The following is a 25,426-nucleotide window of genomic DNA, read 5'->3' on the forward strand; positions in this document are numbered from 1 at the left end:
TTAAATTTAATGCTAAAAATTTTGAGGTGGACTAATGAAAATAAAATATCAATGGATTAAAATTATTAGTGTTGGGTTTATTGCTGGTGTGATAAATGGACTATTTGGTGCAGGTGGGGGAACAATTATCGTCCCTGCTTTATATTTTGTTTTTGGCGTTTCTCAACACAAGGCCCATGCCACAGCTATATCGATTATCCTCCCCTTTGCATTAATCAGTAGCTTTATCTACTATAGAAATGGATTTTCAAATTTAGGTATAACCTTTAATGTTGCCCTTGGTGGGGTAATTGGTAGCTATATTGGCTCTAAGTCTTTAACTCGTTTCTCTGCCAGCAGGTTAAGGCAAATTTTTGGTATCGTAATGATTATTGCAGCTATAAGGATGATTATGACATGATTATTTTTATTTTAGGGTTAATTACAGGAATTATAGGCGGTATGGGTATTGGTGGTGGAACAATTTTAATACCTGGATTAATTATTTTAACAGGCCTCAAACAACAAACCATTCAAAGCATTAATTTAATCTCCTTCATTCCCGTTGCAATTGTAGCTTTATATGTTCATATTAAAAATAAAAATATTATTTTTAAATTGGCAGCTCCAATTGTTTTATTCGGCTTAATTGGAGCCTGGGCAGGCTCAAAACTTGCCTTAAACATTCCATCTGATACATTAAGAAAACTATTCGGCTTTTTTCTATTGGCTATGGGCATCTACGAGTTTTTTTACAAGGGTAGAAAAAAGGAATAGACATGATAATTTTGTCTATCCCTTCATCTATCCTTTTTATATCTTTCTATATCTTTGTTATCTTTTACGTCTTTTTTATCTTTTATGCCTTTTTTACCCTTAATATCCTTATACTCATTTTATAAACTTTGATAAGCATTTACACTTTATCTAGTTCAACAAGAACACAATCATAATAAACAATTTTTAATCCCAAGGCTTCTGCCTTGTCAATCACTTCTTCATCAAAGGTACCCGGTTGAAACCATACATACTCGATTCCCGACTTATGTATATCTTCTAAGGTGGCCATTGTAACGGTAGGGTTAACTACCATATCAACGCACTGGGGTTTCTCAGGTAATTCTGCTATACTCTTGTATAATAAATCCCCTTCAATTTCAGTATATTTAGGATTAACCCCATATACCTTATAACCATGATCCTTTAGTTTTTTATATATTTTATAACCAAATTTTTGTTGGTCTGGGGTAGCGCCAACTACAGCCCATACTTTTTTAGACATCATTTCCTTCTTATTAAGTTCGATTTGATCCATGTCATCCCCTCCTCAAATACAATATACCCAACTTATTCCTAGTTACACTACAAGTTTTCCATCTAGTTCAGTTAAATATTCTTCTACTCCATCAATAATTTCACAACGGTTGTTTGACCAATCTATAATAGCTTCCTTAAATCCATCTACTTCATTTACTTTGATTAACACTCTAAAATTAACTAAGTCTTCGTAAACAATTTCTTTTATAAAATATCCTTTTTGCAGAATTTCATTTTGTAGCTTTCCTAAGAGGGTATAATCTACTTTTACTTCAATTAGTCTATACATTCTTTTACTAATCATTTTACCTGCTTCTAGCCCTATTTTAGCACCCTTAGTATAGGCTCTAACTAAACCCCCTGCGCCTAATTTTATTCCACCAAAGTACCTGGTCACCACAACAACAATATTTCTTAAGTTTTCCTTTTTAATCACTTCTAAAACAGGAATGCCCGCTGTACCCGACGGCTCCCCATCATCACTATATCGTTGTACTTCATTGTTATAGCCAACTACATAAGCGTGGACATTATGGTTAGCATCCCAATGTTTAGCTTTAAGGTTCTTTATAAAAGCTAAAGCTTCTTCTTCGGTAGTAATGGGGGCAGCATAGCCAATAAATTTAGATCTTTCTATTATGATCTCATCTTCTCCAGATTCTAATAGTGTTCTATATTCTTCGATCATCATATCACGTTCCTTTACTGCTATTTTGCCACCATTATAACACAAGCCAATATTACAATACAAATAAAAGAAGCAGCCCAACCCTCGCCGCTTCCTTTATTTTTCATTAACTTTTTTAAACAACTACCTTTTCACGTTTAATTTCCTTATACTTCTTATATGATAAACTTACTAATGATCTGTCTTGACTATGGGTGATCATTGAAATGGCTTTATCTACTGGATAAAAACCACCTTCTTTGAATCCTAGCTCATGGTTTACTTTATAATGTTTGGAAGTTGTAGACATGATATACCACGTTATTTCGTTGCATACTGGTTGTTTCCTAGAGATAGAAAAAAATTCGTAACTTGTTCCTCCTGCACTGGCTAAAATTTCAGCATCAATACCCGTTTCTACCTTAACGCGTTTTAATGCTACCTCCCAGGAAAGATCATCATTACGAATTACCCCTTTTGGTAAAACCCACTCATTTTTTTCATTTTTCATGATAAAAACTTGATTTGCATAGAACACAACACCGCCTGCACAATTTCTTAACAGCATCGACAGTCCTCCTCCTTCCATTGTACTTATTATTAAGATACACCAAAATTAGGAATATTACAACGTATTTTTCTGAAAATTCTTTTAAAATTTACGTAACTTTACTTGCTATTTCTATTACTTTATACTATTCCTACCTATAACATATAATTACCATTTATTTATAAAGCATGCAATCTTTTCACAATTTTTTTTAGCCAATATAAGACATACTAAGTTATAGAACAAAGATAAAGTAGGTGATTTTTTTGCATGTCATTTACCATTGTGTGGGTGGAGCCCATTCTTCTGTTTTAGCGACAGCCATCCATTTAAATAAACTTCCTATGGATCATAAACCTAGCATTGAGGATATTCTTCATATCCCCTACTTTGATACTATGACAGTTAGAGATCGGGGAAAAATAATCTATAGAGGAACAGATGAAATGGGTAATCGTATATACAACTTAAGCAGGCAATTTGTTCCCCACTTAGTTATCCCTGTTATTGAAGACACGTGGAAGTTGTTAAATGGTAACTGCGATAACCTATTAATCGTCTCTACCCTCTCTTCCGTAAATACCTTAATGAGGATCGGTGGCATGGCCTCTCGAAGATGGAATTGGGTTAAATTTGGAAGACCAATTGTTGCTAGAGGATCATTACATGCCTATTTCGATTTGGTTGAAATTGTGAAGGCTACAAAAAAGAGGCTAAGGGAACCCCATTAGCCTACTTCTTTTTTTATAATTTTTTTTGGATAATCTCCATCGTTTGGATATATGATCTTTTGACATACTCAAGCTCTTTAGGATTATTCAATAAATTCTTCAGACGTTTTAATGTCTTTTCATCACCAATTTCAAGTAGCGCTTTAGCTGCATATTGACGTACTTGAGGCTTTCCATCTTGTAATCCCCTATGAAGGACTTCCATATTATCAACATGGGGAATACGTCCCAAAGCAGAACAAACCATTCTTCTTACCCCACCATGTTTATGTTCTATTTCACTTCTTATTACGGATAACAGTCTTTCGTCCTTTAATTGACCAGCAATCCAAAGGGCAATCATTTTATCCTCTGCATTATCGATGGCAGGTAAAATCTTATTTAAATATAAAGCAAGTCCTTCTTTTTCCTTTGGCTTTAGTTCTGCTAAAATCTTGATTCTCTTATTTTTGTCAGCAGCTAAGAGATTAATAAAGCTAGGGTGATAACTTATTTTATCTGTCTTTTTATCATTTTTTTTATCAGACTTCTTATCATTCTTTTTTTGATTCATCTTCAACTTTAATATGTGTTCTTGAACAATATCTTTTGGTAGGTTCCGAATTCTGCTAATCAAGTCAATGTTCTTTCCTTCACGATATAAAAGATAGGTGATTAAATAATCTGCTTCTTCATTATTGAAGTTATTCAGATCCTCCCAAGTATATTCTTTTGAGGAATAAACGACATCCATCATCTCCACCACACTCATTTATTTCTTTTCATATTCTTTGATTTTAGCGTAATCAGTAGCTGGTACTTTAACCTGCATAAAAATACCTTCTTCTTGATATTCAGAGGACAATACAATTGCATCTTCATGAAGCTGTGATGCAACACTTCCCTTATTATAAGGAATTAATAACTCAGCTTCAATCATACTGGTACCAACTTCTCTTCGAATGACTTCTATCAATTGATCAAGGTGAATTCCTTCAAGAGCAGAAATCGCCAGAGTATTCTCATCTTTAGGTATACTACTAATGTCTTCAATAGCGTCAACTTTGTTATATACATCGATTATTTTTTTTGAATCTACCTTTAACTCCTTAAGAACCTTAAGGGTCGTCTCTTTTTGTAAGTGATAGTTTTCATTAGATGCATCAATGACATGTAAAAGTAAATCTGCATATGTAACCTCTTCTAAAGTTGCTTTAAAAGCATCTACCAAGTTATGGGGCAACTTACTTACAAAACCAACTGTATCTGTTAATAGAAAATTCAAGTTGTCTGGGTAGTTCATCTTTCTTAATGAAACTTCTAAAGTAGCAAAAAGCATGTTTTCAGCATAAACTTCCCTATCGACTTCATACTCTTGGCTATTTCTTAGTAATACATTCATTAAAGTAGATTTCCCTGCATTTGTATATCCCACTAATGCTACAATAGGTAGTTCTGACTTCATTCTTTGCGAACGCTGAACTTCCCTTACTTTTTTAACTTCCTGTAATTCTTCCTTAATATAGTCTATTTTTCTTAAGATATGTCTTCGGTCTGTCTCTAACTTTGTTTCACCAGGCCCCCTCGTGCCGATTCCAGCCCCAAGCCTTGATAACTTTTTTCCGAGACCAGTTAATCGAGGTAACCGATATTTTAATTGAGCTAATTCAACCTGTAATTTAGCTTCTTTACTAGTTGCCCTTTGGGCAAATATGTCTAAAATTAAAGTTGTTCGATCGATTACATCTACCCCTATAGCCTCTTCTAAATTTCTGATTTGAGACCCAGATAGTTCATCATTAAAAATGATTAGGTTTGCCTCTAAAGTTTCACATAGATTTCTAACTTCTTCAACCTTACCTTTACCAATATATAGGGCCACATTAACAGCAGAACGATTCTGGATTGTTGTAGCTAATACTTCTACCCCTGCTGCTTGTGCCAGCTCATCAAGTTCTATCATTGAAGCCTCGATGTCTATTTCTTCATGTCTACCAGTATGATTCATTCCTACTAGTATTGCACGATTATGTATTACTTCTTGTGTTTGCATTTCCATATATATATCCCTCCCATACCTCTTATATGTGTCCTTACAAACATATCATACCCGTTTTTGTCGTAAGAAACAACTAACATTTACCACATACCCATAAAAATAACACCAATAAAAGATTTATTGGTGTTATCAAGTAAGTACTTAAATTAGTTTCTAAGTTCTCTAAAAAGAATTTCCTCTGGACATTTTAAAACCTTACAAACCTTTTCAATATTTTCATCCTTTGGAATCCTTCCTTCATAAATCCACGCTTGAACTGTTCTTGGAGATACGCCAATTCTTTCTGCCAGGTCACTTACTTTAATATCATCTGCAAACATAAGCCCTAACATATATCGATTCTTAACCTCCCAATTCTTAAGCCTTCTAAATCTCTTTTTTCTTATTCCTTTTCCTAATACTCTTCTTGCTCTTTCTGATGCAGTTTCCATTTGAAATCACCTTTCTTTTTTTACTTTAATTTATTTTCATTGTTATATGAAGTACAGTATAAAAAATATATTCGTGTTATGAAGCATTTTTTGATGCCTATTAATCTAATAAATTATAAAAATTGCTTCTTTAAAACGTATATTTATACATTAAAATAGCATAAATATTAAATTAATCTTTACATGTATGTATGTAATATGTAATAACATTTTATATGTTAATTTTCTGAATCCTTATAGTCCTTATTATAACCTATTATTCAAAAAAATGCTACAATTGTTTAAAAATTAACAATCCTTAGATGTTAACTTTCCTATGCATTTTATTTCATAATTTCCAACTGTATTCTTTCATAAAATTCTTCTTTCGCCATATTTATTGTTTTTTATACTTTATTTTACTTTCCTAACCCTCTATAAATGACTTAATTAACCTGTTCCTATTAGATTATAGACAGAAAAAAAGCAGGCTAAACCTGCTAATAATATTAATCGACATATAAAGGAGAAATATTAAGGAAATTATCATTAGGCATTTGAAACATCGTTTGCGGTACTCGCCCTACAATTACAGTTTCAGCTAATGGTACTGTTGTCGTTACTGTTAATGCTTCGGAATTAAAAGGGACAATTACATTGACATTTAATGTAACAATCAGAAATATCCTATGCCTTGTTTGATTAATACCCGACTGCTCAAACGCTGTTCCGAAATTAACATCCACCATTCCCATCGGGGTAATCTGCACTTTAATTCGAGGCCCATATTGGGCAAATAACTGGGTTCCCAAAACATTACCAAGGGGAATTCCCTCAGATGATGTCCGCATTTCCCTTAAATGGTCTTGAATATTAATCCCAATATCAGAGGCAATTTTATTCATGGTAATGGTATTTGCCTGCATCATGGTAATAACACCTTCATGGTCCTTTTCTATATAAACAAGATCTCTATAATCTATACCGTTTTCCAAGACTTCACTAACAGCAATATTCACTGCCCTTGTCGATAATTCTTGTGCCTTCAGAACACCTATTGTTTGGACAGTGGGCATAACTTCCCGATCTATATATATAAAGGCAGTAATGAGGGTGACAAATATAAAAAATAGCATAAATAATATTTTGTATTTGATATATTTTTTTCGTTTATGGATATACACCTGCAACACCCCCCTATATATATGTATATGATTATAGATAAGTTATGTGTTTATTTTTATTGTATTTTACTAATTTTGTCTTACTTTTACCACCTTCTGTATATAAACTTAAAGATTCCCTCATACTCTATGATAGAAGAATTTATGATATAATATAATAAAGCGTATAGCATGATGATCTATCAAAATTTATTTAATTTAACACATGGTCATAAATATGTTATAATAGTTTTGGATTTCATGCATTTCCCTGATTCTACAAATGCATTTTCTTAGATGGAGGTAAAAACAATGTCAGATAATAATAAAAAAACAACAACCAGTGAAAATCGAAGAACTACAAAAGATAAAAAGAGTTCTAATAAGAAGAAATTCTTTAAGGCTTTAAAAATCTTTTTGGTACTAACCATTCTTGTAGGTTTTATCGGTGCAGGTGCCGTAGCAGGAATCGTTTTTGGTATTATTAAAGATGCCGAGCCTATCGATCCTTCTAATATTTATGATTTACTTGAAACTAGTTCCTTTATTTTAGATTCAAATGGACAAGTAATAGAAAAGATTCAGAGTAACAATGTAAGAATGATTGTTGATTATGATGAAATTCCGAAACATTTAGTTGACGCTTTTGTATCCATTGAAGATGAACGTTTCTGGACCCACAGTGGTGTCGACCTTAAGGGAATCATCCGAGCCTTCTGGACTAACTTCACGACAGGTTCTAGACAGGGCGCCAGTACCATTAATCAACAATTAGCTGGAAATATTTATCTTTCTAGAAGCGACCGAAGTTATAGTCGTAAAATTAAAGATGCCTACTATGGTATACAGCTTAATAGACAGCTAACTAAAGAGCAAATCTTAGAAGCCTATTTAAACACAATCCCATTGGGAGGCTTAAACTATGGGGTGCAAGCTGCATCACAAGCATATTTTTCTAAAGATGTTGGCGAGCTTACACTAGCTGAGTCTGCCCTAATTGCTGGAATCACCCGTTCTCCCCATAGGTATTCTCCATTAAAATATTTATATAAGGACCAAATCCAAGAACATCACCATGTAATAGATGATTCTGATGGAACCTATACAATTATCTTTAATGAAGAGACCCTTACAAGACAAAAAACAGTTTTAGGTGTTATGAGAAGAAATGGAGTTATTACTGATGCAGAATATGATGCTGCCCTAGAGGAAGATATTGTTGCAAGTTTAGATCCAAATCGATTAGCAGCTGAAGATATCTCTTCATATTTTGGAGACTTAGTGAAAAAAGACGTGCTAAATGCCCTAGAAAATGAGGGTTATACTAGAGAAGAAGCCCAAACATTATTATACTCTGGCGGCTTAAAAATCTTTAGTACAATGGACGTAAATATGCAAAGAATCGTAGAGGAAGAATACGCTAACTCATCTAATTTTCCATCAAGTAGAGAAGATGATAATGGCCTTCTTCAACCACAATCTGCAATGGTTATTATTGACCAACACACAGGTGAAATTAAAGCATTAGTTGGAGGAAGGGGCTCTTCTGGTCAACAGATATTTAATAGAGCCTTAAACCCTAGACCACCAGGGTCTTCTATTAAGCCTATTGCAGTATATACAGCTGCAATAGATAATGGATTTACAACAGCTTCTGTTATAGATGATGTTCCAATTTATTTAGATCGTAATCGACCAGATGAGCCATGGCCTAAAAACTTTGGAACTAGCGGTTATAAAGGTCTAACAGCCATTAGACAAGCTGTGCAAGAATCAAACAACGTTATACCTGTTAAAATTGCCAGCATGTTAGGTCACGATGACCGTTCTTCCTTCAAAATAATGTTTGACTATATGGAAAAAATGGGAATTTCTACAATTGTTACTAGTGAGGACCCAGTCGTAACTAGCCGAGGTAGAAGTCATGACGAAACCTATTCTACAGCTTTAGGGGGTATGACTAAAGGGGTAACACCACTAGATCTAACAACCGCCTATGCCACATTGGCAAATAGTGGGGTTAGAATTGATCCTATTACTTTTACAGAGGTTTACGATCGATACGGAAACCTATTGATCGACAATAAACCAACAGTTACTAGAGTATTAACACCTCAAGTTTCTTTTATTATGACTGATCTGCTTAAATCTGCAGTTACAAGTGGTACAGGTTCTACCGCTAGCCTTTATGGCGGTAACTCAAGAATACCTGTTGCTGGTAAAACTGGTACAACAACTTCTAATGAAGATGCTTGGTTTGCTGGCTATACACCTTATTATACAGCAGCAGTTTGGATCGGAAACGATATGCCAAGTAATTTAGGTCAAGGAAGTAGAGCTTCAGCACAGTTATGGAATAAAATCATGAAAAGAATTCATGAAGATTTAAGTCCAAAGGATTTTGATGAACCAAGTGATATTATTAGAGTTCAGGTATGTAGAATTTCAGGGAAATTACCAGGACCCTATTGTGCTTTAGATCCACGTGGTAACTTGATTCGAACTGAACTATTTATTAAAGGTACAGAGCCTACAACAGAATGTGACCTTCATGTTATGGCAGAAATTCATACTCCAACAGGTAAGTTAGCAACTGATCTAACACCACCATGGGAAGTTGAAACAAGACTTCTGGTAAGAAGACCAGTTCCCTATTATCCAGAAGAGAACAAGGGAATTAAACCAGCCGATTATAATTATGATCTACCAACAGAATACTATGATCCTTTAACTGATTGGATTGACGTTAACCCATATCCAGGAAACAATAATTCTGATCAAGATGATATCGACGTCGATATAACAGATCCACCTACTGACGATAACGATGATGATGACGACGATAGTGATAATGATGTACGAAATATTATCAGAAATATTTTCGGTGGTAATAATAACAACAATAATAGCAATGACAACGGGAATTAATTAACTGTTTATCTATGTAAAAAAGGCTTCAGCTATGCTGAGGCCTTTTTCTAACGAATTTTTTAAAACCAATATGAAGATTCTACATTAATTTTTTGTATATAATATTTTACTTAATAGGTAATAGGTTTGAGGAAAAGGGACTAAGCCCATCCTTTAATCTTCCAAAGATGGCTTTGTTCATATCAAAGGTGACTAAGTTCATATCTAAGAAATTATGATTAATTTAGTCGATTTCCCTTCCTATTTAAAATCTCTTTAAGTGCTTTAGTAATAATCGGTGCACCTCTTCTAAAGTCGTCTTTACCATTCATTTTACCTACATCACCAATACCAATAATAAGGGGTCTATTCCCTGCATTCTCTAAGACATCAACAGTATCACCATAAAGCACCTTATTAAAACCAGGATTCCCATCTTTATCAACAGCTTTATTAATCATGTTTCCATCAGCATCTATCGAGAAGTCTACATGAACTCCTTCAACTTCTTTAGTGTTGGAAGCCACTGCAATGACCCCCAATACCTCTATATCTGGATGATTCATAATTTGTTTTAAAGCCCTTTCACCAATACCAGTATTAACATTTCCCTCGTCATCTGTCATAACTACTACTGGATCGTATTTTGCTATTTTTATTAAATCTACTATTTCTGCTCCAGTTAGTGGTGTAGGGTTCCCTCCTGACTGGGATATACATCTGCCGCCTATATTTAAGACTGCTTTTTCAATTGATCGCTGGGCACAAGAATCCCCATCAGTCACAATAATTACTTTTCTTTTCTCATTTGTATCCATTATACTAACTCCTAACTTTATGGTTTTGTTTTAGGATTAAACAGTACTGCCATTAAATAGCCAAAAACAACTGCGGCCGTAATTCCTCCCGAGGTGGCACGAACCCCACCTATAAAGGCCCCCAGTAACCCATCTTCCTTTACTCCCTCCATGGCCCCTTTAGCCAATGAATAACCAAAGCCAGGTAACGGAATAGTAGCCCCAGCACCACCAAACTTTACTAATGGCTCATACACTCCTATAGCAGTTAAAACTACTCCTGCTGTTACAAATAGCACCAACACATGGGCTGGAGTTAATTTCGTTCCATCCATCAAAAGTTGACCAATAACACAAATTACCCCCCCAATAAAAAAAGCACTTATATAACCAGCCATGAAACTGCCTCCTAATTCATTTTTTTGCTTTCTATTGTGACAGCGTGGGCTATACAGGGGATTGATTCTCCCTGCTGAGCACTTGTAGGAGAAAATAAAGCACCAGTTGAAACAAGTAGTATTTTATTAAGACTCTTTTCCTTTAATAATTTAAATAAGTAACCAGAAAATACTACAGCTGAGCAGCCACATCCACTTCCTCCAGCATGGGTATCTTGTTTTTTAGGGTCAAAGATTTCTATTCCACAATCTGTAAAGTTCTTAATTACCTGATATCCTTTTGTTTTAAGTAAATCACTTGCAATATCCCGTCCATATCTACCTAAATCGCCAGTAATTATTAAATCGTATTCCTCAGGTAATGTATTCGTATCATCAAAATGTCTGCCAATAGTATCTGCAGCTGCAGGAGCCATTGCCGCACCCATATTATTTGCATCAACAATCCCATAGTCAATCACTTTGCCAGTAGTACAGTGGGTTATATAGGGCCCTTCTTTATGCTTACCCAAGAGAGCAGCTCCTGCCCCCGTCACAGTCCATTGGGAAGTTAAGGGTCGTTGATTCCCTAGTTCTAAAGGATATCTAAATTGTCTTTCAGCGGTGGAAAAATGACTAGCAGTTGTGGCAATACATAGGTCAGCAAAACCACCATCTATAACCATCGCAGAAAGACCTAGGGCTTCTGACATTGTTGAACAAGCTCCGTATAATCCAAAAAGGGGAATTTGAAGATCTCTAGCCGCAAAACTTGTTGACATCAATTGATTAAGTAGATCTCCTCCAAATAGGTAATCAATATCAACATTTTTTAAATCTGCCCTGCTAATTACAGTGCTTACAGCCTCCCTTAGCATTTTACTTTCTGCCTTCTCCCAACTATCTTCCCCGAACAAATCATCTTCTAATACTTTGTCAAAATAATTCCCCAAAGGTCCTTGACCCTCTTTTGGCCCTACTAAAGAAGCGGTGGCAATGATAGATGGAGGGTTTAATAGCTTAACTGTTTGACTCCCGATTTTTTTTACCGCCATTTTACTCCCTCCCCTATTAGCCGATTAAGTAATAAATAATCCCTACAATTACTGAAGAAGTGATTCCATAAACCAAAACAGGTCCAGCCAGGCTAAACATTCTGCCAGCAACCCCAAAAATAAATCCTTCCCGCTTGAATTCCATAGCAGGAGAAACAATTGAATTTGCGAACCCTGTAATTGGAACAATTGAACCAGCACCAGCCCGTTTTCCAATTAAATCATATACTCCCAAACCTGTTAAGAGGGCTCCTAAGAAAATCATCACAAGAATTGTTGCATTAGTGGCATCTAAATGACTTAATCCCATCCTTGATTCAATCTGATTATGAACAAATTGCCCAAAAGTACTAATCAGACCTCCAATAAGGAAAGCCCATATACAATTTTTTAAATAGTTGGGTTTAGGTGCATTTTTTTCAACATATTCTTGATACTTCTTATTTTCAGTTGTTTGGTTTCTCTTTGCCATCTTCCACCTCCGTTAACGAATCTCGTTTAACGTATATTTTCCCTTCAGATTTTCTAAATCAAGTTCTCTCCCATGATGATTAAACTGATGTATGACCTTTCTTTCTTCTCTATTTTCTAGTAAGCATGCTTTAATTTTAGGAATGTCTTGATATAGATTCAGATTTTTCATGTTAAGCAACTCCTTTAATGAATAATCACCCAGTGTATTAAAGATCCTAATACTTTTCCAAAAACCAGAGAATATAGAATATAGATAACAAATCCATCTAACTTAAATCTTCTGATAATTACAGGAATAACATTCATTACCTCAGCAAGGGCTGAAGCCAGCATCCCTACAAAAGTGCCCATAAAAAAACCGATAATGATAATGAAGTATACATTAAAGTTGATACTTACGCCAGTAAGGGAAGAAAAAGCAGCTAAGGTTGCTCCCAAAATAATCACATTCTCATATAAGGTAATATAGTGGTAGGTTTTTGTTAATTGGGCTAATCTTGGAATAATGTCCAGCAATGTTAACAACGCTACAATCCCACTCCCTACAATTATTCCGTTAGAAAAGCCTAAAAAAATCACAAGAAGATTTCTCATTTTGATCCCTTCTCTTCTGGTGTTATATTTTGATCATGATCCTTTAAATAAGCATCCATATTTTGCTGGTACAAATACATTTCCACTTCAAGGGGGCTAGGTTCATTATTGATTCTCTTTTTAAAAATGTGATTAAAAAAAACCGACATTCCGGCCCCTATACCCAAACTATAGGGTATTTGAAGTATTAAAGGTGACTCTGTTTCGATTCCTGTAACAATACGATATATAGTTTTATGAGCCTGGGGCATATCGACATCTGCATGGAAATTGATAATAGCCGTTATAGAGCCAATAAACAATAAGAAGCAGACTAGAGCCAGCCTAAAATACTTATACTTATCTACTTCTGTCTGATCATCCTTTAAATTAATAATAATCTCTGGTGTACCAATGGTTAGAATGATATGTTCAGGAAACTCTTTTTTGATCAACTGTACCAATGAAATAATAGGAACAATATAGCTATTACCTTTTTTTCTATGATTAATAGCAAAGTTTATTTCTTCAATTTTCTTTTTTTCAGTTTCCTCAGCAAATATTTCTATTAAATCCTTAAGTTGAAGATCTTGCGTAGCTTCGATAACAATTTTTTCTTTAGACTGAATATAGATTTGTCCTTTGTTATCCATAGAGTCCCTCCTTATCTAATGTTGGTCTCCATTAGCACTAGATCTGCCTTTTCAGGTTCTTCATACATCTTTCTGCTATTTAAGAAGTACCACGATCCAACTGCAATAAAAGCCACCAAAATAAGAATTGTCCACTTATTTTTGTTAATATATTTAATCATTTTCTTCACCTTCCTTAAGAGTATTATTTGCGAAATTATCAATTTAATTCCTAAAAGAAAAAAGATGGCTATAGACTACGCCATCTTCATTAAATCCTTCATAGATTTTAATATTTTCTTTTCAATTCTAGATACTTGAACCTGGGATATTCCCAATACCTCTGCTATTTCTGTTTGAGTCTTATCTTTAAAATACCTTAAAACAATGATCTGCCTTTCCCTAGGTTCAAGTTTTGCGATAACGTCTTTTAAAAGAATTTTATCAATCACGTCAGAATCATCAGGTGAATCTGTTTCACTTATTTTATCCATTAAATGAATCGGTGCACCATCATCATGATGAATGACATCATATAAATATTCTGGGTGAGAACTTGAATCTAGTGCCATAACCAATTCTTCCTTCGATATATTAAGATCATCAGAAATTTCTTGTAATGTAACTTCCCTTCCCAATTCCCTCGTTAAACGCTCTTTAGAGTACTTAATTTTAGAAGCCGTTTGTTTTAAAGATCGAGAAACTTTAATGATTCCATCATCCCTTAAAAATCTTTTAATTTCTCCTACGATCATTGGAACTGCATATGTAGAAAATCTTACATCAAAACTTGTATCAAACTTTTTAATGGCTTTAATCAAACCAATGCACCCCAGTTGAAATAAGTCTTCCTTTTCATATCCCCTATTGGCAAAACGCTTGATTACACTTCTTACTAATCCTAAATTATGACTCACTAGCAATTCTTGAGCCTTCACATCTCCCTGTTGTGCCCGATGAACTAATTCCATAGTTTCATCATGCTCTAATATTTCCAGTTGTTCCCCTGATACCGCTGCAATATTCATAATATCTACCCCTTACTCTGCAACGAGGCTTTTAAATTTTTTTACCATCCTTATACTAGTTCCCTTTCCAGGTTCAGAATATACATAAACTTGATCCATAAATGTTTCCATCACTGTAAATCCCATCCCAGAACGTTCTAATTCAGGTTTCGATGTGAATAATGGCTCCATAGCTTGAGGAATATCGTTAATTCCTCTACCGTTGTCTTCTACAAGTATTTCTAATTCATTGTTATGTATTTTACAAGTTAGGGTTACTACACCCATTTTGTCTTCATAACCATGAATAATGGCATTTGTTACAGCTTCCGAAACAGCAGTCTTAATATCTGAGATTTCTTCTAATGTAGGGTCTAATTGAGCTGCAAAAGAAGCTACTACCACCCTCGCAAAAGATTCATTCTGTGATTTGCTGTCAAATTCTAATTTCATATAGTTTTTATATTCCATTATTTTAACACTCCTTTACAAGCGATTGAGGGCTTCTGTAAGATTTTCATACTTCTCAACAATTCGATATAACCCCGAAAGTGAAAAGATCTTATCAATCTTTTCTGGTACTTCTATAATTGCTACTTTACCACCCATTTTAGAGATATTTTTATATCTACCCATAATTACCCCTATTCCCGAGCTATCCATAAACCTTAAGTCAGCTAGGTTAAAGATAAGGTGCTTAGTCCTCTTTTTTTCAATCATTTCGTCTAATTCTACTCGGATATTTTCTGCCACATGATGATCTAGTTCACCGTCAAATTTGATAATTAATTTGTTGTCTATTACTTCATAATTTAATAACAACTTGTTCCCTCCTCTTCTGTAATAATTTCATATTCACTTGCATATAGTTCTCTTTTTCTTTTAATATCTCCTTCATAGAAAAAACACTAGTTTTGTCTTGTTTTGGAGGTTTTTGCGAATATGAAAAAAACACACTTCTGGTTAGGAAGATTGTTTTTGGGTGGGAAGGGGGTTTGGTTGTATTCCCAAAAGGAATTGGTTTCTTTACTAACTTTTCAATGGTACAAAAGAAAATATCCATCATTATTTAGTTACTCTGTTTTTCAAAATTACCTTTAACCTTTTTTTATTTATACGTTGAATTAACTATTGTTTCATTGTTAATTTTGTCATATTATATAATTAATGGAAATCATTAAGCGACTCTATCTATAGATAAAAAAACTATTTATAGGTTAGCTAATTCAATTGAGTAATTAAAAGAAACATAACTTATTATTGCAGATAACTTACTCATCCATGAAAGGGGGAAATATATGAGAAAAATTTGTATCGTTATTTTAGTACTACTATTATCAGTTGGTTGTACCCCTCAGTCTAATGAAGGTACTATCCATGAGGAAGGGTTTTCCTATATAAAAACCATTGAAAATGAGCTAAAGGATGAATATGACGGTGATTATAATATTCCTATTCATCCGGAATATGAGATACTTCGTGTTCATTTAATCAACGCCCTATCATTTTTAACATTTCCACCGGATATGGTGATCTATTATGGCGTAAATAAAGGGGATTTAATTGAAACTTTCGAAGATCCCGATTTTATTAAAAGTCATGAAGAGGGAGTGGGGAAAAATTTATATGGCCTTTACGAGGGAGCCATCATTGCCCAATTGACATATTCACCTGTAAAAGGTGGTGAAATGGATGGGGATCATTTCTGGAGTATTAATGGTTATAATGATATCCCTTATGTATTTATATCGCCAGAACAAAATAAAATATATACTAAAATAGACCTAGAACAAGGTGGATATAATATAATCTTTCATTTAAGTGATTATTTTACAGAAGATGATGCAAAGGCCTTCACAACATTTTTATTAAATAAGGTGAAACCATTATCTTAAATAAGGGCTAACAATCATTTTATATTCAGTATTCTTTTTAATTTCAGTAGTCTAATTAACTTATTTAATTTAATCTACTTTATAAATTCATTTTAATAGTCACTTTGATATAGGGTGACTTTTTTTCTTGCCATAATTTATTATCTTTATTTCCCTCATAAGAAAAGCTGTCTGCCATCCAACGCTCTTTGGCCTCTGGCCTCTCAATATACTTTATAACATAATTGCACCTTTTATAATTGTTAGAATTATATCAAAAGATTACTTTTCTTCCTCTTTGGGTATAATTTTCTTATCACAATCAATAGTTTTTCACAATAAAATTCACCCTCTTTTTATCCTATATCCCTTTAAAATACTTATTGTTAATTAAATAACATTTTTTTGATTTTTCAGATTCATTAAAATCCCTTAATAAATTGAATATTGTATACACTATACAGGATCTTTATGGTACAATAAGGTTAGATAGTAATTAAGAATTATTCTCTACTACTTACTCATTAACTATTTAATATAAACAAAGGAGTGATCTCATGAAGGTATTTGACATTTTTCAAACAGGTAAATGGTCCAAAGAAATTGATGTTAGAAACTTTATTCAACTAAATTATACTCCCTATAATGGAGATGATTCTTTCCTTATGGGGCCCACGGAAGAAACAAAAGACTTATGGAAAAAAGTATCTCATTTAATGGAAGAGGAACGTAAAAACAATGGCACTTTAGATGTTGACGCTGATACGATTTCAAGCATTATCTCCCATAAACCAGGTTATATTGATAAAAAGATTGAAAAAATATATGGTCTTCAAACAGATGCTCCCCTTAAACGAGCAGTTCTACCCTACGGAGGTATTCGTATGGTGGAAAAATCTTGCGAGGCTTACGGGTTTCAACTTAACCCTCAAATTTCAGAAATCTTTAACAAGTATCGTAAAACCCACAATGACGGTGTATTCGATGCCTATACGCCTGAAATGTATGCTGCAAGAAAAGCTGGTATCATTACAGGACTACCTGATGCCTATGGTAGAGGAAGAATTATTGGCGATTACAGAAGAGTTGCCCTTTATGGAGTGGACCATCTGATCGAAGATAAAAGAAAACAATTATCTACACTAGAAGTAGATCAGATGGTGGAAGATATTATTAGACTAAGAGAAGAAATAGCTGAACAAATTAAAGCTCTAAATGAACTAAAAGAAATGGCATTAGCTTATGGATTTGACATTTCTAAGCCTGCTGCCAATGCTTTTGAAGCAATTCAATGGTTATATTTTGCTTATTTAGCAGCTGTAAAAGAACAAAATGGTGCTGCCATGAGTATTGGGCGTATATCTACCTTCCTTGATATCTATATTGAAAAAGATATCGCTGAAGGAAAACTATCAGAAGTAGATGCTCAAGAAATGATCGACCACTTTGTTATGAAACTAAGAATGGTAAGATTTTTAAGAACACCTGATTATAATGAGCTATTTAGCGGAGACCCTACATGGGTAACAGAATGTATCGGTGGTATGGGCTTAGATGGGAGAACTTTAGTTACAAAGACTTCCTTCCGTATTTTAAATACTTTATATAATTTAGGGGCAGCCCCAGAGCCAAATTTAACAGTGTTATGGTCTACTAGTCTTCCTGAAAACTTTAAAGCCTTCTGCTCTAAGGTTTCAATAGATACCAGTTCTCTACAGTATGAAAATGATGACTTAATGAGGGAGTATTGGGGAGACGATTACGGTATTGCCTGCTGCGTATCTGCCATGAAAATTGGAAAGCAAATGCAGTTCTTTGGCGCTCGATGCAACCTAGCTAAAGCCCTACTTTATGCTATTAACGGTGGTAAAGACGAGCAAACTGGCATTCAAGTTGGTCCAAAATTTGAGCCTATCAAAGCTGATGTTTTAAATTATGAAGAAGTAAAAGAAAAGTTCGATACCTTCGTAAATTGGTTAGCAAAACTATATGTAAATACATTGAATGTGATTCATTACATGCATGACAAGTATGCTTATGAAAGAATTCAGATGGCCCTACATGATCGAGATATTGTTAGAACAATGGCATGCGGGATTGCAGGCTTATCTGTTTGCGCTGATGCCTTTAGTGCCATCAAACATGCAAAAGTTAAAGTAATTAGAAACGAAGCTGGTCTTGCTGTAGACTACGAGATTGAAGGAGACTTCCCTAAGTACGGTAATAACGATGATGTTGTAGACAGAATTGCTGAAGAGCTAGTTGAAGACTTTATGACTGCCATTAAGAAAAATAAAACCTATAGAGATTCGATCCCTACTCAATCTGTTCTTACGATTACTTCTAATGTTGTATATGGTAAGAAAACAGGTAGTACACCAGATGGCAGAAAAGCTGGTGAACCCTTTGCTCCTGGTGCTAACCCGATGCATGGTAGAGATGAAAAAGGTGCATTAGCTTCCCTTGCTTCCGTAGCTAAGTTACCTTACCAACATGCTTTAGATGGTATTTCCTATACCTTCTCTATTATTCCTAAAGCCCTAGGAAAAACAATGGAAAATAGAGTTCAAGTGTTATCTTCTCTATTAGACGGATATTTTGGTCAAGGTGGCCATCACATTAACATTAATGTATTTGAAAAAGAAACTTTAATAGATGCTATGGAACACCCAGAAAAATACCCACAATTAACTGTAAGGGTTTCAGGATATGCCGTTAACTTTATTAAATTAACTAAAGAGCAGCAAATAGACGTAATTAATAGAACCTTCCACGGAGAAGTATAGAATTAAAATATAGAAAGGTAGGTGAACCTGATGTCAATAAAAGGAATGATTCATTCAGTTGAAACCTTTGGTACCGTCGATGGCCCTGGAATCAGATATATTGTATTCTTTCAAGGTTGCCCTTTAAGGTGCCAATATTGTCACAACCGTGATACATGGAACCTTAAAGATGGTAAAGAAGTAACTGTTGATGAATTAATCAATGATATAAAAAAATATATTCCCTTTATGAAGTCCTCTAATGGTGGTGTAACCATAAGTGGAGGTGAGCCTACCCTTCAGTTAGAATTTCTGACAGCCCTATTAAAGGAACTAAAAAATTTAGGGATCCATACTTGCTTAGATACATCTGGTTTTGTTCATTTAGACGGTGTAAAAGGCTTGTTAGAATATGTTGACCTTGTTTTATTAGACATTAAGCATATTGATTCTGAAAAGCATCTTATGCTTACAGGTGTGGAAAATAAAAAGACCTTAGAATTTGCAAAGTATCTAGCAGAAATTAACAAAGATATGTGGATTCGCCACGTTGTCGTACCAACGATAACCGATTCTCCAGAGGATGTCAAAGAATTGGCTGCCTTCATTAACACTTTAAAAAGTGTTAAAAAAGTAGAGCTTCTCCCCTATCATTCTATGGGGAAAATTAAATGGAAAAAGCTCCATCAACTTTATCCTTTAGAAGATATTAAGGACGCAACCGACCAAGATCTTTTAAGGGTGGCAAAGTTAATGGATCAAAAAGGTGTTAAAGTTATTGGTAGCGTTGTTGCATAAATAACAGAAACCAGTAGGCTACTATCATTAGTGATAGGCCTACTGGTTTCTTTATTTTTTCTTCACTCCTAATATACTGCTTAATATAACGTTAGCAATACTAATTAAAATAGAACCTATTAATGCATCAATAAATCCCCTTACAACCAAACCATCCACTACATGGGCAGTAGCCATTAGAACAACAGCATTAATGACAAAGGTAAAGAGTCCTAATGTCATAATTGTAATCGGCAGTGTAAAAAAAACAATAATTGGTCTTACAAAAGTATTAACTAACCCTATAATGACAGCAGCAATTAAAGTTGCTTCGAAGCTACTGACACTAATTCCCTCCATTAAATAGGCAATAGAATAGATTGATACAGCACTTACAAACCATCGGATGATAAATTTCATTCCCATACCTCCATTCCCCTAGAAAAAAAGTCTTCTTTATAAAGATTTAAAGGATGACTTTAGATGAAGAAGCAAAGCACTTACACAATTTAATCCAATTAAATTGGCTATCTGCTTATGTTGAAACTCATTACATAAAGTTCTTTATATAAAAATAATTATAGAAGAACTTTAAAATTCCTTATAAAAATTTTATAATTTAATATCCAAATACTATGCTATACTAATTATATGATTCTGTAAAGACAAATTTCCCATTAATGGAATTATTTTTAGAAAGGATGGTTTATATGGTTACAATAGGTATCATTACTGCTAGTGATAAAGGTTCTAGAGGAGAAAGAGTTGACACCAGCGGGCCACTAATTGAAGAAATTTTAAAGGACATGGGAGCTGTGGTTAAAGAATACGCAATTGTTCCCGATGAAAGAGATCAACTCTCAGAAAAGATGAGATATATGTGTGATGAACTAAAGTTAGATTTAGTATTTACCACAGGCGGTACTGGCTTTTCTCCAAGGGATATTACCCCCGAAGCTACGCTAGATATAATTGAAAGACTAGTGCCTGGTATTCCAGAGGCTATTCGAATGAAGAGCCTTTCTATTACACCAAAGGCTATGCTTTCTAGAGCAGTTGCAGGAATCAGAAAACAAACCCTTATTATCAATCTTCCAGGTAGTCCTAAAGGGGTTAAAGAAAGCTTAGAAATAATCCTTCCTGCCCTTTCCCACGGTGTGGGGATTCTTAAAGGCTTAGAAGGTGAATGTGGTGGTCATCATAAAAAATAAGCCTATTTTAAGGCTTATTTTTTATTTATTATGATTGATTTAGTTGTTCCATTGTAGTTAACATTATAATTATAGACTTCTAAAAATCTTATAGGAACATAAAACCTGCCATCTAACATAAATCCTTCTACTACTGCCCCGGTTCCATCAACTGTTACCCTCATTGATGTTGAAGTCAATTTCCCATCACTGCCACTACCTACATTATCATTATTAGCATTTCCACCGTTACTATTAAGTGGATAAGCCTCTTTTATGGCTTTTAAAATCCCCTCGGCTAATTTTTGTCTAAAGCTATTGGTTTTTAACAAAGCTTCTTCTTCAGGATTTGAATGAAATCCCATCTCAACAATTAATGAAGGCATCCTGGTGGCTCGTATAACTGCATAATAATCCCTGCCATATAAAGATGATCCTGCCGCTGTTACCAATCTAGTTTTTACGCCTCGATCCCTTAAGCCAGTTTCTGCAACTAGCCTTTTTTGAAGAATCTCTGCTACCCCCTTAGCTTCTTTTCTATACCGGTCTCCATCTATTCCATTATAGCTATGGAAGGTTTCTATTCCATTAGCAGAAGGGTTGGCAGCAGCATTTGTATGAAGACTTATAAACAAATTACCTTGCCAATCATTTGCTATTCTAGACCTTTCACTTAAACTAACTGTTGTGTCTGTTTCCCTTGTCATCTTAACAATATATCCTTCTTTAGTTAACAACTCCCTCAACTTTATTCCTATATCTAAAACGCCATCAGCTTCAATATATCCAGTCGGTCCTCTATTACTTCTATCTTGTCCTCCATGACCAGGATCTATAACTATTTTCATACTCCCACCTCCTAAAAATATTCTATTCTTAATAATTAGATTGGTGTTCATTTTTCAATTTTTTTACATCCTGTAGAATTTCATCAACCTGCATATCGAGATTGAAGCTGGTAATAATATTGTAGTACTACAAAATTACATTTCCCAAGAAGGTGAATATATTGTCTAGTCAAAAAAAGAAAAATCTTACTGCTACCCAACAAAAGTATCAGGCATTTGCAAAGGCTCGGGAACCTCAACGCCCTGTTTTTTTAAATTCTATCAGAGCCTTTTTTGTTGGCGGAACCATCTGCGTATTTGGACAAGGTCTTCAATGGATGTATATGACCTATTTTAACTTTGACGAGGTTACAGCTGGAAACCCTACTGTTGCTACCCTAATCATCATTTCAGTACTACTTACAGGTTTTGGTATGTACGATCATCTTGCTCAATGGGCCGGTGCTGGTTCAGCTGTACCTGTTACTGGTTTTGCCAACAGTGTTGCATCTGCTGCCATCGAACATCGAAGCGAAGGATATGTTTTGGGTGTTGGAGGTAATATGTTTAAGTTAGCTGGTTCGGTTATTGCCTACGGTGTATTTTCTGCATTTGTCGTAGCATTAATTAAAATTATTGTTAAAGGGTAAGGTGATCAGCCATGTTAAAAGGACATCAAACTTGGGTGTTTGAGAACAAACCGGTTCTAATTTCTTCTGGAGCTGTTGGAGGTCCCTTCGAAGGACAAGGCCCCCTAGCAGAAGATTTCGACCTACTCCATGAAGATATCTGGTTAGGTCAGGATAGTTTTGAAAAGGCTGAAAAAAGATTAATGGAAGAGGCCTGCGAGATCGCCATTCGAAAAGTTGGAATGAAAAAGGAAGATATTCAATTTTTTCTTAGCGGAGATTTAATGAATCAAATTATTACAAGTAGTTTTACTGCTAGAACCGTGGGAGCACCATTTTTGGGGTTATTCGGTGCTTGCTCCAGTGCTATGGAAGGGTTAGCGCTAGCTTCTTTACTAGTTGATAGTGGTTTTGCAGAGAACGCTTTAGCTGCAGCTTCTAGCCACAATGCAGCAGCAGAAAAACAATTTCGATATCCAACAGAATATGGAGCACAAAAACCTCCAACTGCCCAATGGACAGTTACAGGTGCTGGGGCTGGCCTTGTTGCAAAGGAAGGTGATGGGCCGAGAATTACATCTGCTACCATTGGTCGGGTTATAGATATGGGTTTATCTGACCCCTTTAATATGGGTTCCGCAATGGCACCAGCAGCTGTGGATACAATTCAGCGTCACTTTCATGAATTAAATATAAAACCTTCCCACTATGATTTAATCGCTACTGGTGATTTAGGCAGAGTAGGACATCATATCGCTACTGATCTACTTAGAGAACATAATCTTGAAATACCGCCTAAAATTTTTACTGATTGTGGATTACTTATTTACCGTGATGATCAACCAGTATTCGCGGGAGGAAGCGGTTGTGGTTGCTCAGCTACTGTTACTTATGGTCATTTAATCAATCGTATGAAAAAAGGTGAACTAAAGAGAATACTTGTTATTGCCACCGGGGCTTTACTTTCGCCAATGTCCTATCAACAAAAAGAAAGTATTCCTTGTATCGCCCATGCCGTTTCATTGGAAATGTAAGGAGGGATTCTTTTGGAAAAGTTTATTTGGGCCTTCATCATTGGAGGTGGTATATGTGTTATCGGACAAATTCTTATGGATGTCTTTAAACTTACACCTGCCCATACGATGTGTACATTAGTTGTTACAGGAGCGATATTAGGGGGCCTTGGTTTATATGAACCCCTGGTTAAATTTGCTGGTGCAGGTGCTACAGTCCCTATTAGTAGTTTTGGAAATTCCCTAGTTAAAGGTGCTTTAGCTGAAGCTGAAAAAAATGGTATTATAGGTGTTCTAACAGGCATTTTCGAGGTTACTAGTGCTGGTATCTCGGCTGCCATCATATTTGGCTTCATTGCTTCCCTAGTATTTAAACCTAAAGGCTAGACAATACTCTATTGTATTTTTATCCTATATGGGAGGAGGTGATTTAAATGACAGTAGGTACTCAATTACAACAAGCAATTGCTGGTCTTCAAAGCACATCTGCTATGATGAAAACTTTTTCTCTAGAAACTCAAGATCAAACTGCAAAGCAAGAATTCCAACAAATTGCTCAAAATCTTGATAATGCATTAGAAACATTAAAGAATAGACAAAACTATGTGATGCAACAAGAGCCACAATTTAGACAGCAATAACAATAATACGTAAAAGCCTATCATGCTATTAATTATGATAGGCTTTATCTATAAATCCTTCTACATAGATTTACGTTAGGAGATTGATAATTAATTTTAGCTTAATTTAAAGAAAAATAAGGAAAAGATAATAGGAACCTAACCAATAGGTTCCTATTATCATGTCTTTAAATGGGGCTCTAATTTCTTTTTAATTACTTTTATATCCTTTGCAAATTGAACATACTTCCTTTGCCAAGTTGGATTTTCAGTATCAGTAGAATAAGTAATAAAATCCGCTTCTAATTTCTCTAATGTAGCCATTAATAGATCTTTCGTTGATGGCTGCGGTAACAACAAGGAATCGCTAAAAACATCCACATATAATTCCCCCATTGAATCAACTTGAGCTAAGAATATTTGTTCTTCTGCCACTCCAATTTTCTTTAACTCAGTCCTTAACCAACCTTTATTTAACCCCAATGATGCAAGGGGTTCATCAAGTATTTTACCATCTAACATAACCGTCTGGGGTTCTTTTATGCTGCTTACCTGTATTCTCATATCCTTTGGGGTTAAAGGTTGTTTTTCCCTTTTCGGCATAACCGTGATATCTCTATTGGCCTCCATTACAGCAAATTCTACATCAGCTAAAGCAAATACATTCTTTCTACGAAGTTGAGATAATAACTCCTCTCCAGTTAAACCAGCAGAATGAAGATTTTCTTCTAGAACCTTACCCTCCTTAATTACAACAACCTCTTTTCCATAAAAGTGATCGTGGGCCCATTTAGATTTTTGAATGAAAAATTGTAGGGCTCCTATTGCCAAAAACCAAAGGGCGATTCCTGTAAAGCCTAAACGTACACTTTCAATTACACCCAATGCCACAAGGGCCCCCATGACACCTAGAACGATTGCAGCCACAACATCAAAGTAAGTCATGCTAGAAACCGATTTTCTTCCCATTATTGGTGAAATCAAAATCAGTGCTAAAAATAAAGCAATAGTTCTTAGGGCAATGTTTAGCCAAGCCTCCATATATTCACCT

Annotated in this window: 33 protein-coding genes; 12 read left to right on the top strand and 21 right to left on the bottom strand. The window is 34.8% G+C overall.

The features are described from left to right. The first annotated feature begins 34 nt into the window (after positions 1-34). Positions 35-400 (top strand): sulfite exporter TauE/SafE family protein, encoded by a 366-nt coding sequence (locus T335_RS0113205; RefSeq protein ID WP_026477974.1) that lies wholly within the window; start codon positions 35-37, stop codon positions 398-400. Beyond that, positions 397-756: a sulfite exporter TauE/SafE family protein gene (locus T335_RS0113210; RefSeq protein WP_026477975.1), complete on the top strand. Its 360-nt coding sequence runs from the start codon at positions 397-399 to the stop codon at positions 754-756. The genes T335_RS0113205 and T335_RS0113210 overlap by 4 nt, the downstream gene beginning before the upstream one ends. Positions 757-895: 139 nt before the next feature. Here T335_RS0113210 and T335_RS0113215 read toward each other — a convergent pair whose 3' ends face one another. From T335_RS0113215 to T335_RS0113225, 3 genes are all read right to left on the bottom strand, one after another. Further along, a complete protein-coding gene (locus tag T335_RS0113215) occupies positions 896-1,294 on the bottom strand; it encodes a CoA-binding protein (RefSeq protein WP_026477976.1) in 399 nt (132 codons plus the stop codon). A 42-nt stretch (positions 1,295-1,336) separates the two neighbouring features. Next, positions 1,337-1,981 carry a YigZ family protein gene (locus tag T335_RS0113220; protein WP_278246900.1) on the bottom strand — a complete coding sequence of 215 codons (645 nt, stop codon included), beginning with the start codon at positions 1,979-1,981 and terminating at the stop codon, positions 1,337-1,339. Positions 1,982-2,099: 118 nt separating this feature from the next. Then, positions 2,100-2,531, bottom strand: a complete 432-nt coding sequence (locus tag T335_RS0113225) for an NUDIX domain-containing protein (RefSeq protein WP_026477978.1) — start codon at positions 2,529-2,531, stop codon at positions 2,100-2,102. 248 nt (positions 2,532-2,779) lie between these two features. On the opposite strand from T335_RS0113225, the gene T335_RS0113230 reads away from it, so the two are divergent. After that, complete coding sequence (locus tag T335_RS0113230) at positions 2,780-3,244, top strand: DUF3189 family protein (RefSeq protein ID WP_026477979.1); 465 nt, start codon at positions 2,780-2,782, stop codon at positions 3,242-3,244. Between the two features lie 13 nt (positions 3,245-3,257). Here T335_RS0113230 and T335_RS0113235 read toward each other — a convergent pair whose 3' ends face one another. The 4 genes from T335_RS0113235 to yunB form a co-directional block, all read right to left on the bottom strand. Further along, positions 3,258-3,977, bottom strand: coding sequence for a HEAT repeat domain-containing protein (locus tag T335_RS0113235; protein ID WP_026477980.1), 720 nt, complete (start codon positions 3,975-3,977; stop codon positions 3,258-3,260). 18 nt (positions 3,978-3,995) lie between these two features. Further along, complete coding sequence (gene hflX, locus T335_RS0113240) at positions 3,996-5,276, bottom strand: GTPase HflX (protein WP_408605166.1); 1,281 nt, start codon at positions 5,274-5,276, stop codon at positions 3,996-3,998. Between the two features lie 152 nt (positions 5,277-5,428). Continuing rightward, positions 5,429-5,713 (bottom strand): helix-turn-helix transcriptional regulator, encoded by a 285-nt coding sequence (locus tag T335_RS20740; protein WP_051569312.1) that lies wholly within the window; start codon positions 5,711-5,713, stop codon positions 5,429-5,431. A 488-nt stretch (positions 5,714-6,201) separates the two neighbouring features. Beyond that, positions 6,202-6,876, bottom strand: a complete 675-nt coding sequence (gene yunB / locus T335_RS0113250) for a sporulation protein YunB (RefSeq protein ID WP_034328491.1) — start codon at positions 6,874-6,876, stop codon at positions 6,202-6,204. 291 nt (positions 6,877-7,167) lie between these two features. On the opposite strand from yunB, the gene T335_RS20745 reads away from it, so the two are divergent. Further along, positions 7,168-9,783, top strand: coding sequence for a transglycosylase domain-containing protein (locus T335_RS20745; protein ID WP_051569313.1), 2,616 nt, complete (start codon positions 7,168-7,170; stop codon positions 9,781-9,783). A 221-nt stretch (positions 9,784-10,004) separates the two neighbouring features. Here T335_RS20745 and T335_RS0113260 read toward each other — a convergent pair whose 3' ends face one another. From T335_RS0113260 to spoIIAA, 11 genes are all read right to left on the bottom strand, one after another. Further along, positions 10,005-10,583 carry a stage V sporulation protein AE gene (locus T335_RS0113260; RefSeq protein ID WP_026477983.1) on the bottom strand — a complete coding sequence of 193 codons (579 nt, stop codon included), beginning with the start codon at positions 10,581-10,583 and terminating at the stop codon, positions 10,005-10,007. 17 nt (positions 10,584-10,600) lie between these two features. Then, positions 10,601-10,960, bottom strand: coding sequence for a stage V sporulation protein AE (gene spoVAE, locus T335_RS0113265; RefSeq protein WP_026477984.1), 360 nt, complete (start codon positions 10,958-10,960; stop codon positions 10,601-10,603). An 11-nt stretch (positions 10,961-10,971) separates the two neighbouring features. After that, positions 10,972-11,994 (bottom strand): stage V sporulation protein AD, encoded by a 1,023-nt coding sequence (gene spoVAD / locus T335_RS0113270; protein WP_026477985.1) that lies wholly within the window; start codon positions 11,992-11,994, stop codon positions 10,972-10,974. Positions 11,995-12,010: 16 nt separating this feature from the next. After that, positions 12,011-12,466 carry a stage V sporulation protein AC gene (gene spoVAC / locus T335_RS0113275; RefSeq protein ID WP_026477986.1) on the bottom strand — a complete coding sequence of 152 codons (456 nt, stop codon included), beginning with the start codon at positions 12,464-12,466 and terminating at the stop codon, positions 12,011-12,013. Between the two features lie 12 nt (positions 12,467-12,478). Then, positions 12,479-12,637: a hypothetical protein gene (locus tag T335_RS22315; RefSeq protein WP_156943690.1), complete on the bottom strand. Its 159-nt coding sequence runs from the start codon at positions 12,635-12,637 to the stop codon at positions 12,479-12,481. A 14-nt stretch (positions 12,638-12,651) separates the two neighbouring features. Continuing rightward, positions 12,652-13,062: a stage V sporulation protein AB gene (locus T335_RS0113285; RefSeq protein ID WP_026477987.1), complete on the bottom strand. Its 411-nt coding sequence runs from the start codon at positions 13,060-13,062 to the stop codon at positions 12,652-12,654. Continuing rightward, entirely contained in the window at positions 13,059-13,694 is a 636-nt protein-coding gene (locus T335_RS22850; protein ID WP_026477988.1) for a stage V sporulation protein AA, read from the bottom strand. Before T335_RS22850 ends, T335_RS0113285 begins: the two co-directional genes overlap by 4 nt. An 11-nt stretch (positions 13,695-13,705) precedes the next feature. Next, on the bottom strand, positions 13,706-13,855 hold the full coding sequence (locus tag T335_RS22320; protein ID WP_156943691.1) for a hypothetical protein: 150 nt from the start codon (positions 13,853-13,855) through the stop codon (positions 13,706-13,708). 75 nt (positions 13,856-13,930) lie between these two features. Further along, on the bottom strand, positions 13,931-14,701 hold the full coding sequence (gene sigF / locus T335_RS0113300; protein WP_026477989.1) for an RNA polymerase sporulation sigma factor SigF: 771 nt from the start codon (positions 14,699-14,701) through the stop codon (positions 13,931-13,933). A gap of 12 nt (positions 14,702-14,713) precedes the next feature. Next, complete coding sequence (gene spoIIAB, locus T335_RS0113305) at positions 14,714-15,151, bottom strand: anti-sigma F factor (protein WP_026477990.1); 438 nt, start codon at positions 15,149-15,151, stop codon at positions 14,714-14,716. Positions 15,152-15,166: 15 nt separating this feature from the next. Beyond that, positions 15,167-15,502, bottom strand: coding sequence for an anti-sigma F factor antagonist (spoIIAA, locus tag T335_RS0113310; protein ID WP_026477991.1), 336 nt, complete (start codon positions 15,500-15,502; stop codon positions 15,167-15,169). 476 nt (positions 15,503-15,978) lie between these two features. Here spoIIAA and T335_RS0113320 point away from each other — a divergent pair, with 476 nt between their 5' ends. The 3 genes from T335_RS0113320 to pflA all read left to right on the top strand — a co-directional run bounded on the left by T335_RS0113320 (position 15,979) and on the right by pflA (position 20,117). After that, entirely contained in the window at positions 15,979-16,575 is a 597-nt protein-coding gene (locus T335_RS0113320; RefSeq protein ID WP_026477993.1) for a hypothetical protein, read from the top strand. Between the two features lie 536 nt (positions 16,576-17,111). Further along, entirely contained in the window at positions 17,112-19,340 is a 2,229-nt protein-coding gene (pflB, locus tag T335_RS0113325) for a formate C-acetyltransferase (RefSeq protein WP_026477994.1), read from the top strand. A 30-nt stretch (positions 19,341-19,370) separates the two neighbouring features. Beyond that, positions 19,371-20,117 (top strand): pyruvate formate-lyase-activating protein, encoded by a 747-nt coding sequence (gene pflA / locus T335_RS0113330; RefSeq protein WP_034328495.1) that lies wholly within the window; start codon positions 19,371-19,373, stop codon positions 20,115-20,117. A 51-nt stretch (positions 20,118-20,168) separates the two neighbouring features. Here pflA and T335_RS0113335 read toward each other — a convergent pair whose 3' ends face one another. After that, positions 20,169-20,516: a phage holin family protein gene (locus T335_RS0113335; protein WP_026477996.1), complete on the bottom strand. Its 348-nt coding sequence runs from the start codon at positions 20,514-20,516 to the stop codon at positions 20,169-20,171. Positions 20,517-20,806: 290 nt separating this feature from the next. Here T335_RS0113335 and T335_RS0113340 point away from each other — a divergent pair, with 290 nt between their 5' ends. Beyond that, on the top strand, positions 20,807-21,307 hold the full coding sequence (locus T335_RS0113340; RefSeq protein ID WP_026477997.1) for a MogA/MoaB family molybdenum cofactor biosynthesis protein: 501 nt from the start codon (positions 20,807-20,809) through the stop codon (positions 21,305-21,307). A gap of 14 nt (positions 21,308-21,321) precedes the next feature. On the opposite strand, the gene T335_RS20750 is transcribed toward T335_RS0113340, so the two are convergent. Next, entirely contained in the window at positions 21,322-22,134 is an 813-nt protein-coding gene (locus T335_RS20750) for an N-acetylmuramoyl-L-alanine amidase (RefSeq protein WP_051569314.1), read from the bottom strand. A 161-nt stretch (positions 22,135-22,295) separates the two neighbouring features. Between T335_RS20750 and spoVAC (T335_RS0113350) the strand changes: the two genes are divergently transcribed. Genes spoVAC (T335_RS0113350) through T335_RS0113365 form a run of 4 tightly spaced genes read left to right on the top strand, consistent with a single transcriptional unit; the run spans position 22,296 to position 24,396 of the window. Continuing rightward, positions 22,296-22,763: a stage V sporulation protein AC gene (gene spoVAC / locus T335_RS0113350; RefSeq protein ID WP_026477998.1), complete on the top strand. Its 468-nt coding sequence runs from the start codon at positions 22,296-22,298 to the stop codon at positions 22,761-22,763. 11 nt (positions 22,764-22,774) lie between these two features. Continuing rightward, positions 22,775-23,776, top strand: coding sequence for a stage V sporulation protein AD (gene spoVAD / locus T335_RS0113355; protein WP_026477999.1), 1,002 nt, complete (start codon positions 22,775-22,777; stop codon positions 23,774-23,776). A gap of 12 nt (positions 23,777-23,788) precedes the next feature. Next, positions 23,789-24,142: a stage V sporulation protein AE gene (gene spoVAE / locus T335_RS0113360; RefSeq protein ID WP_026478000.1), complete on the top strand. Its 354-nt coding sequence runs from the start codon at positions 23,789-23,791 to the stop codon at positions 24,140-24,142. A gap of 47 nt (positions 24,143-24,189) precedes the next feature. After that, a complete protein-coding gene (locus T335_RS0113365; RefSeq protein ID WP_026478001.1) occupies positions 24,190-24,396 on the top strand; it encodes a DUF1657 domain-containing protein in 207 nt (68 codons plus the stop codon). A gap of 159 nt (positions 24,397-24,555) precedes the next feature. On the opposite strand, the gene T335_RS0113370 is transcribed toward T335_RS0113365, so the two are convergent. After that, a complete protein-coding gene (locus tag T335_RS0113370) occupies positions 24,556-25,416 on the bottom strand; it encodes a DUF421 domain-containing protein (RefSeq protein WP_026478002.1) in 861 nt (286 codons plus the stop codon). Positions 25,417-25,426 lie beyond the last annotated feature (10 nt).

It is taken from the genome of Alkaliphilus transvaalensis ATCC 700919 (assembly GCF_000621485.1).
GTDB classification, from domain to species: Bacteria; Bacillota; Clostridia; order Peptostreptococcales; family Natronincolaceae; genus Alkaliphilus; species Alkaliphilus transvaalensis.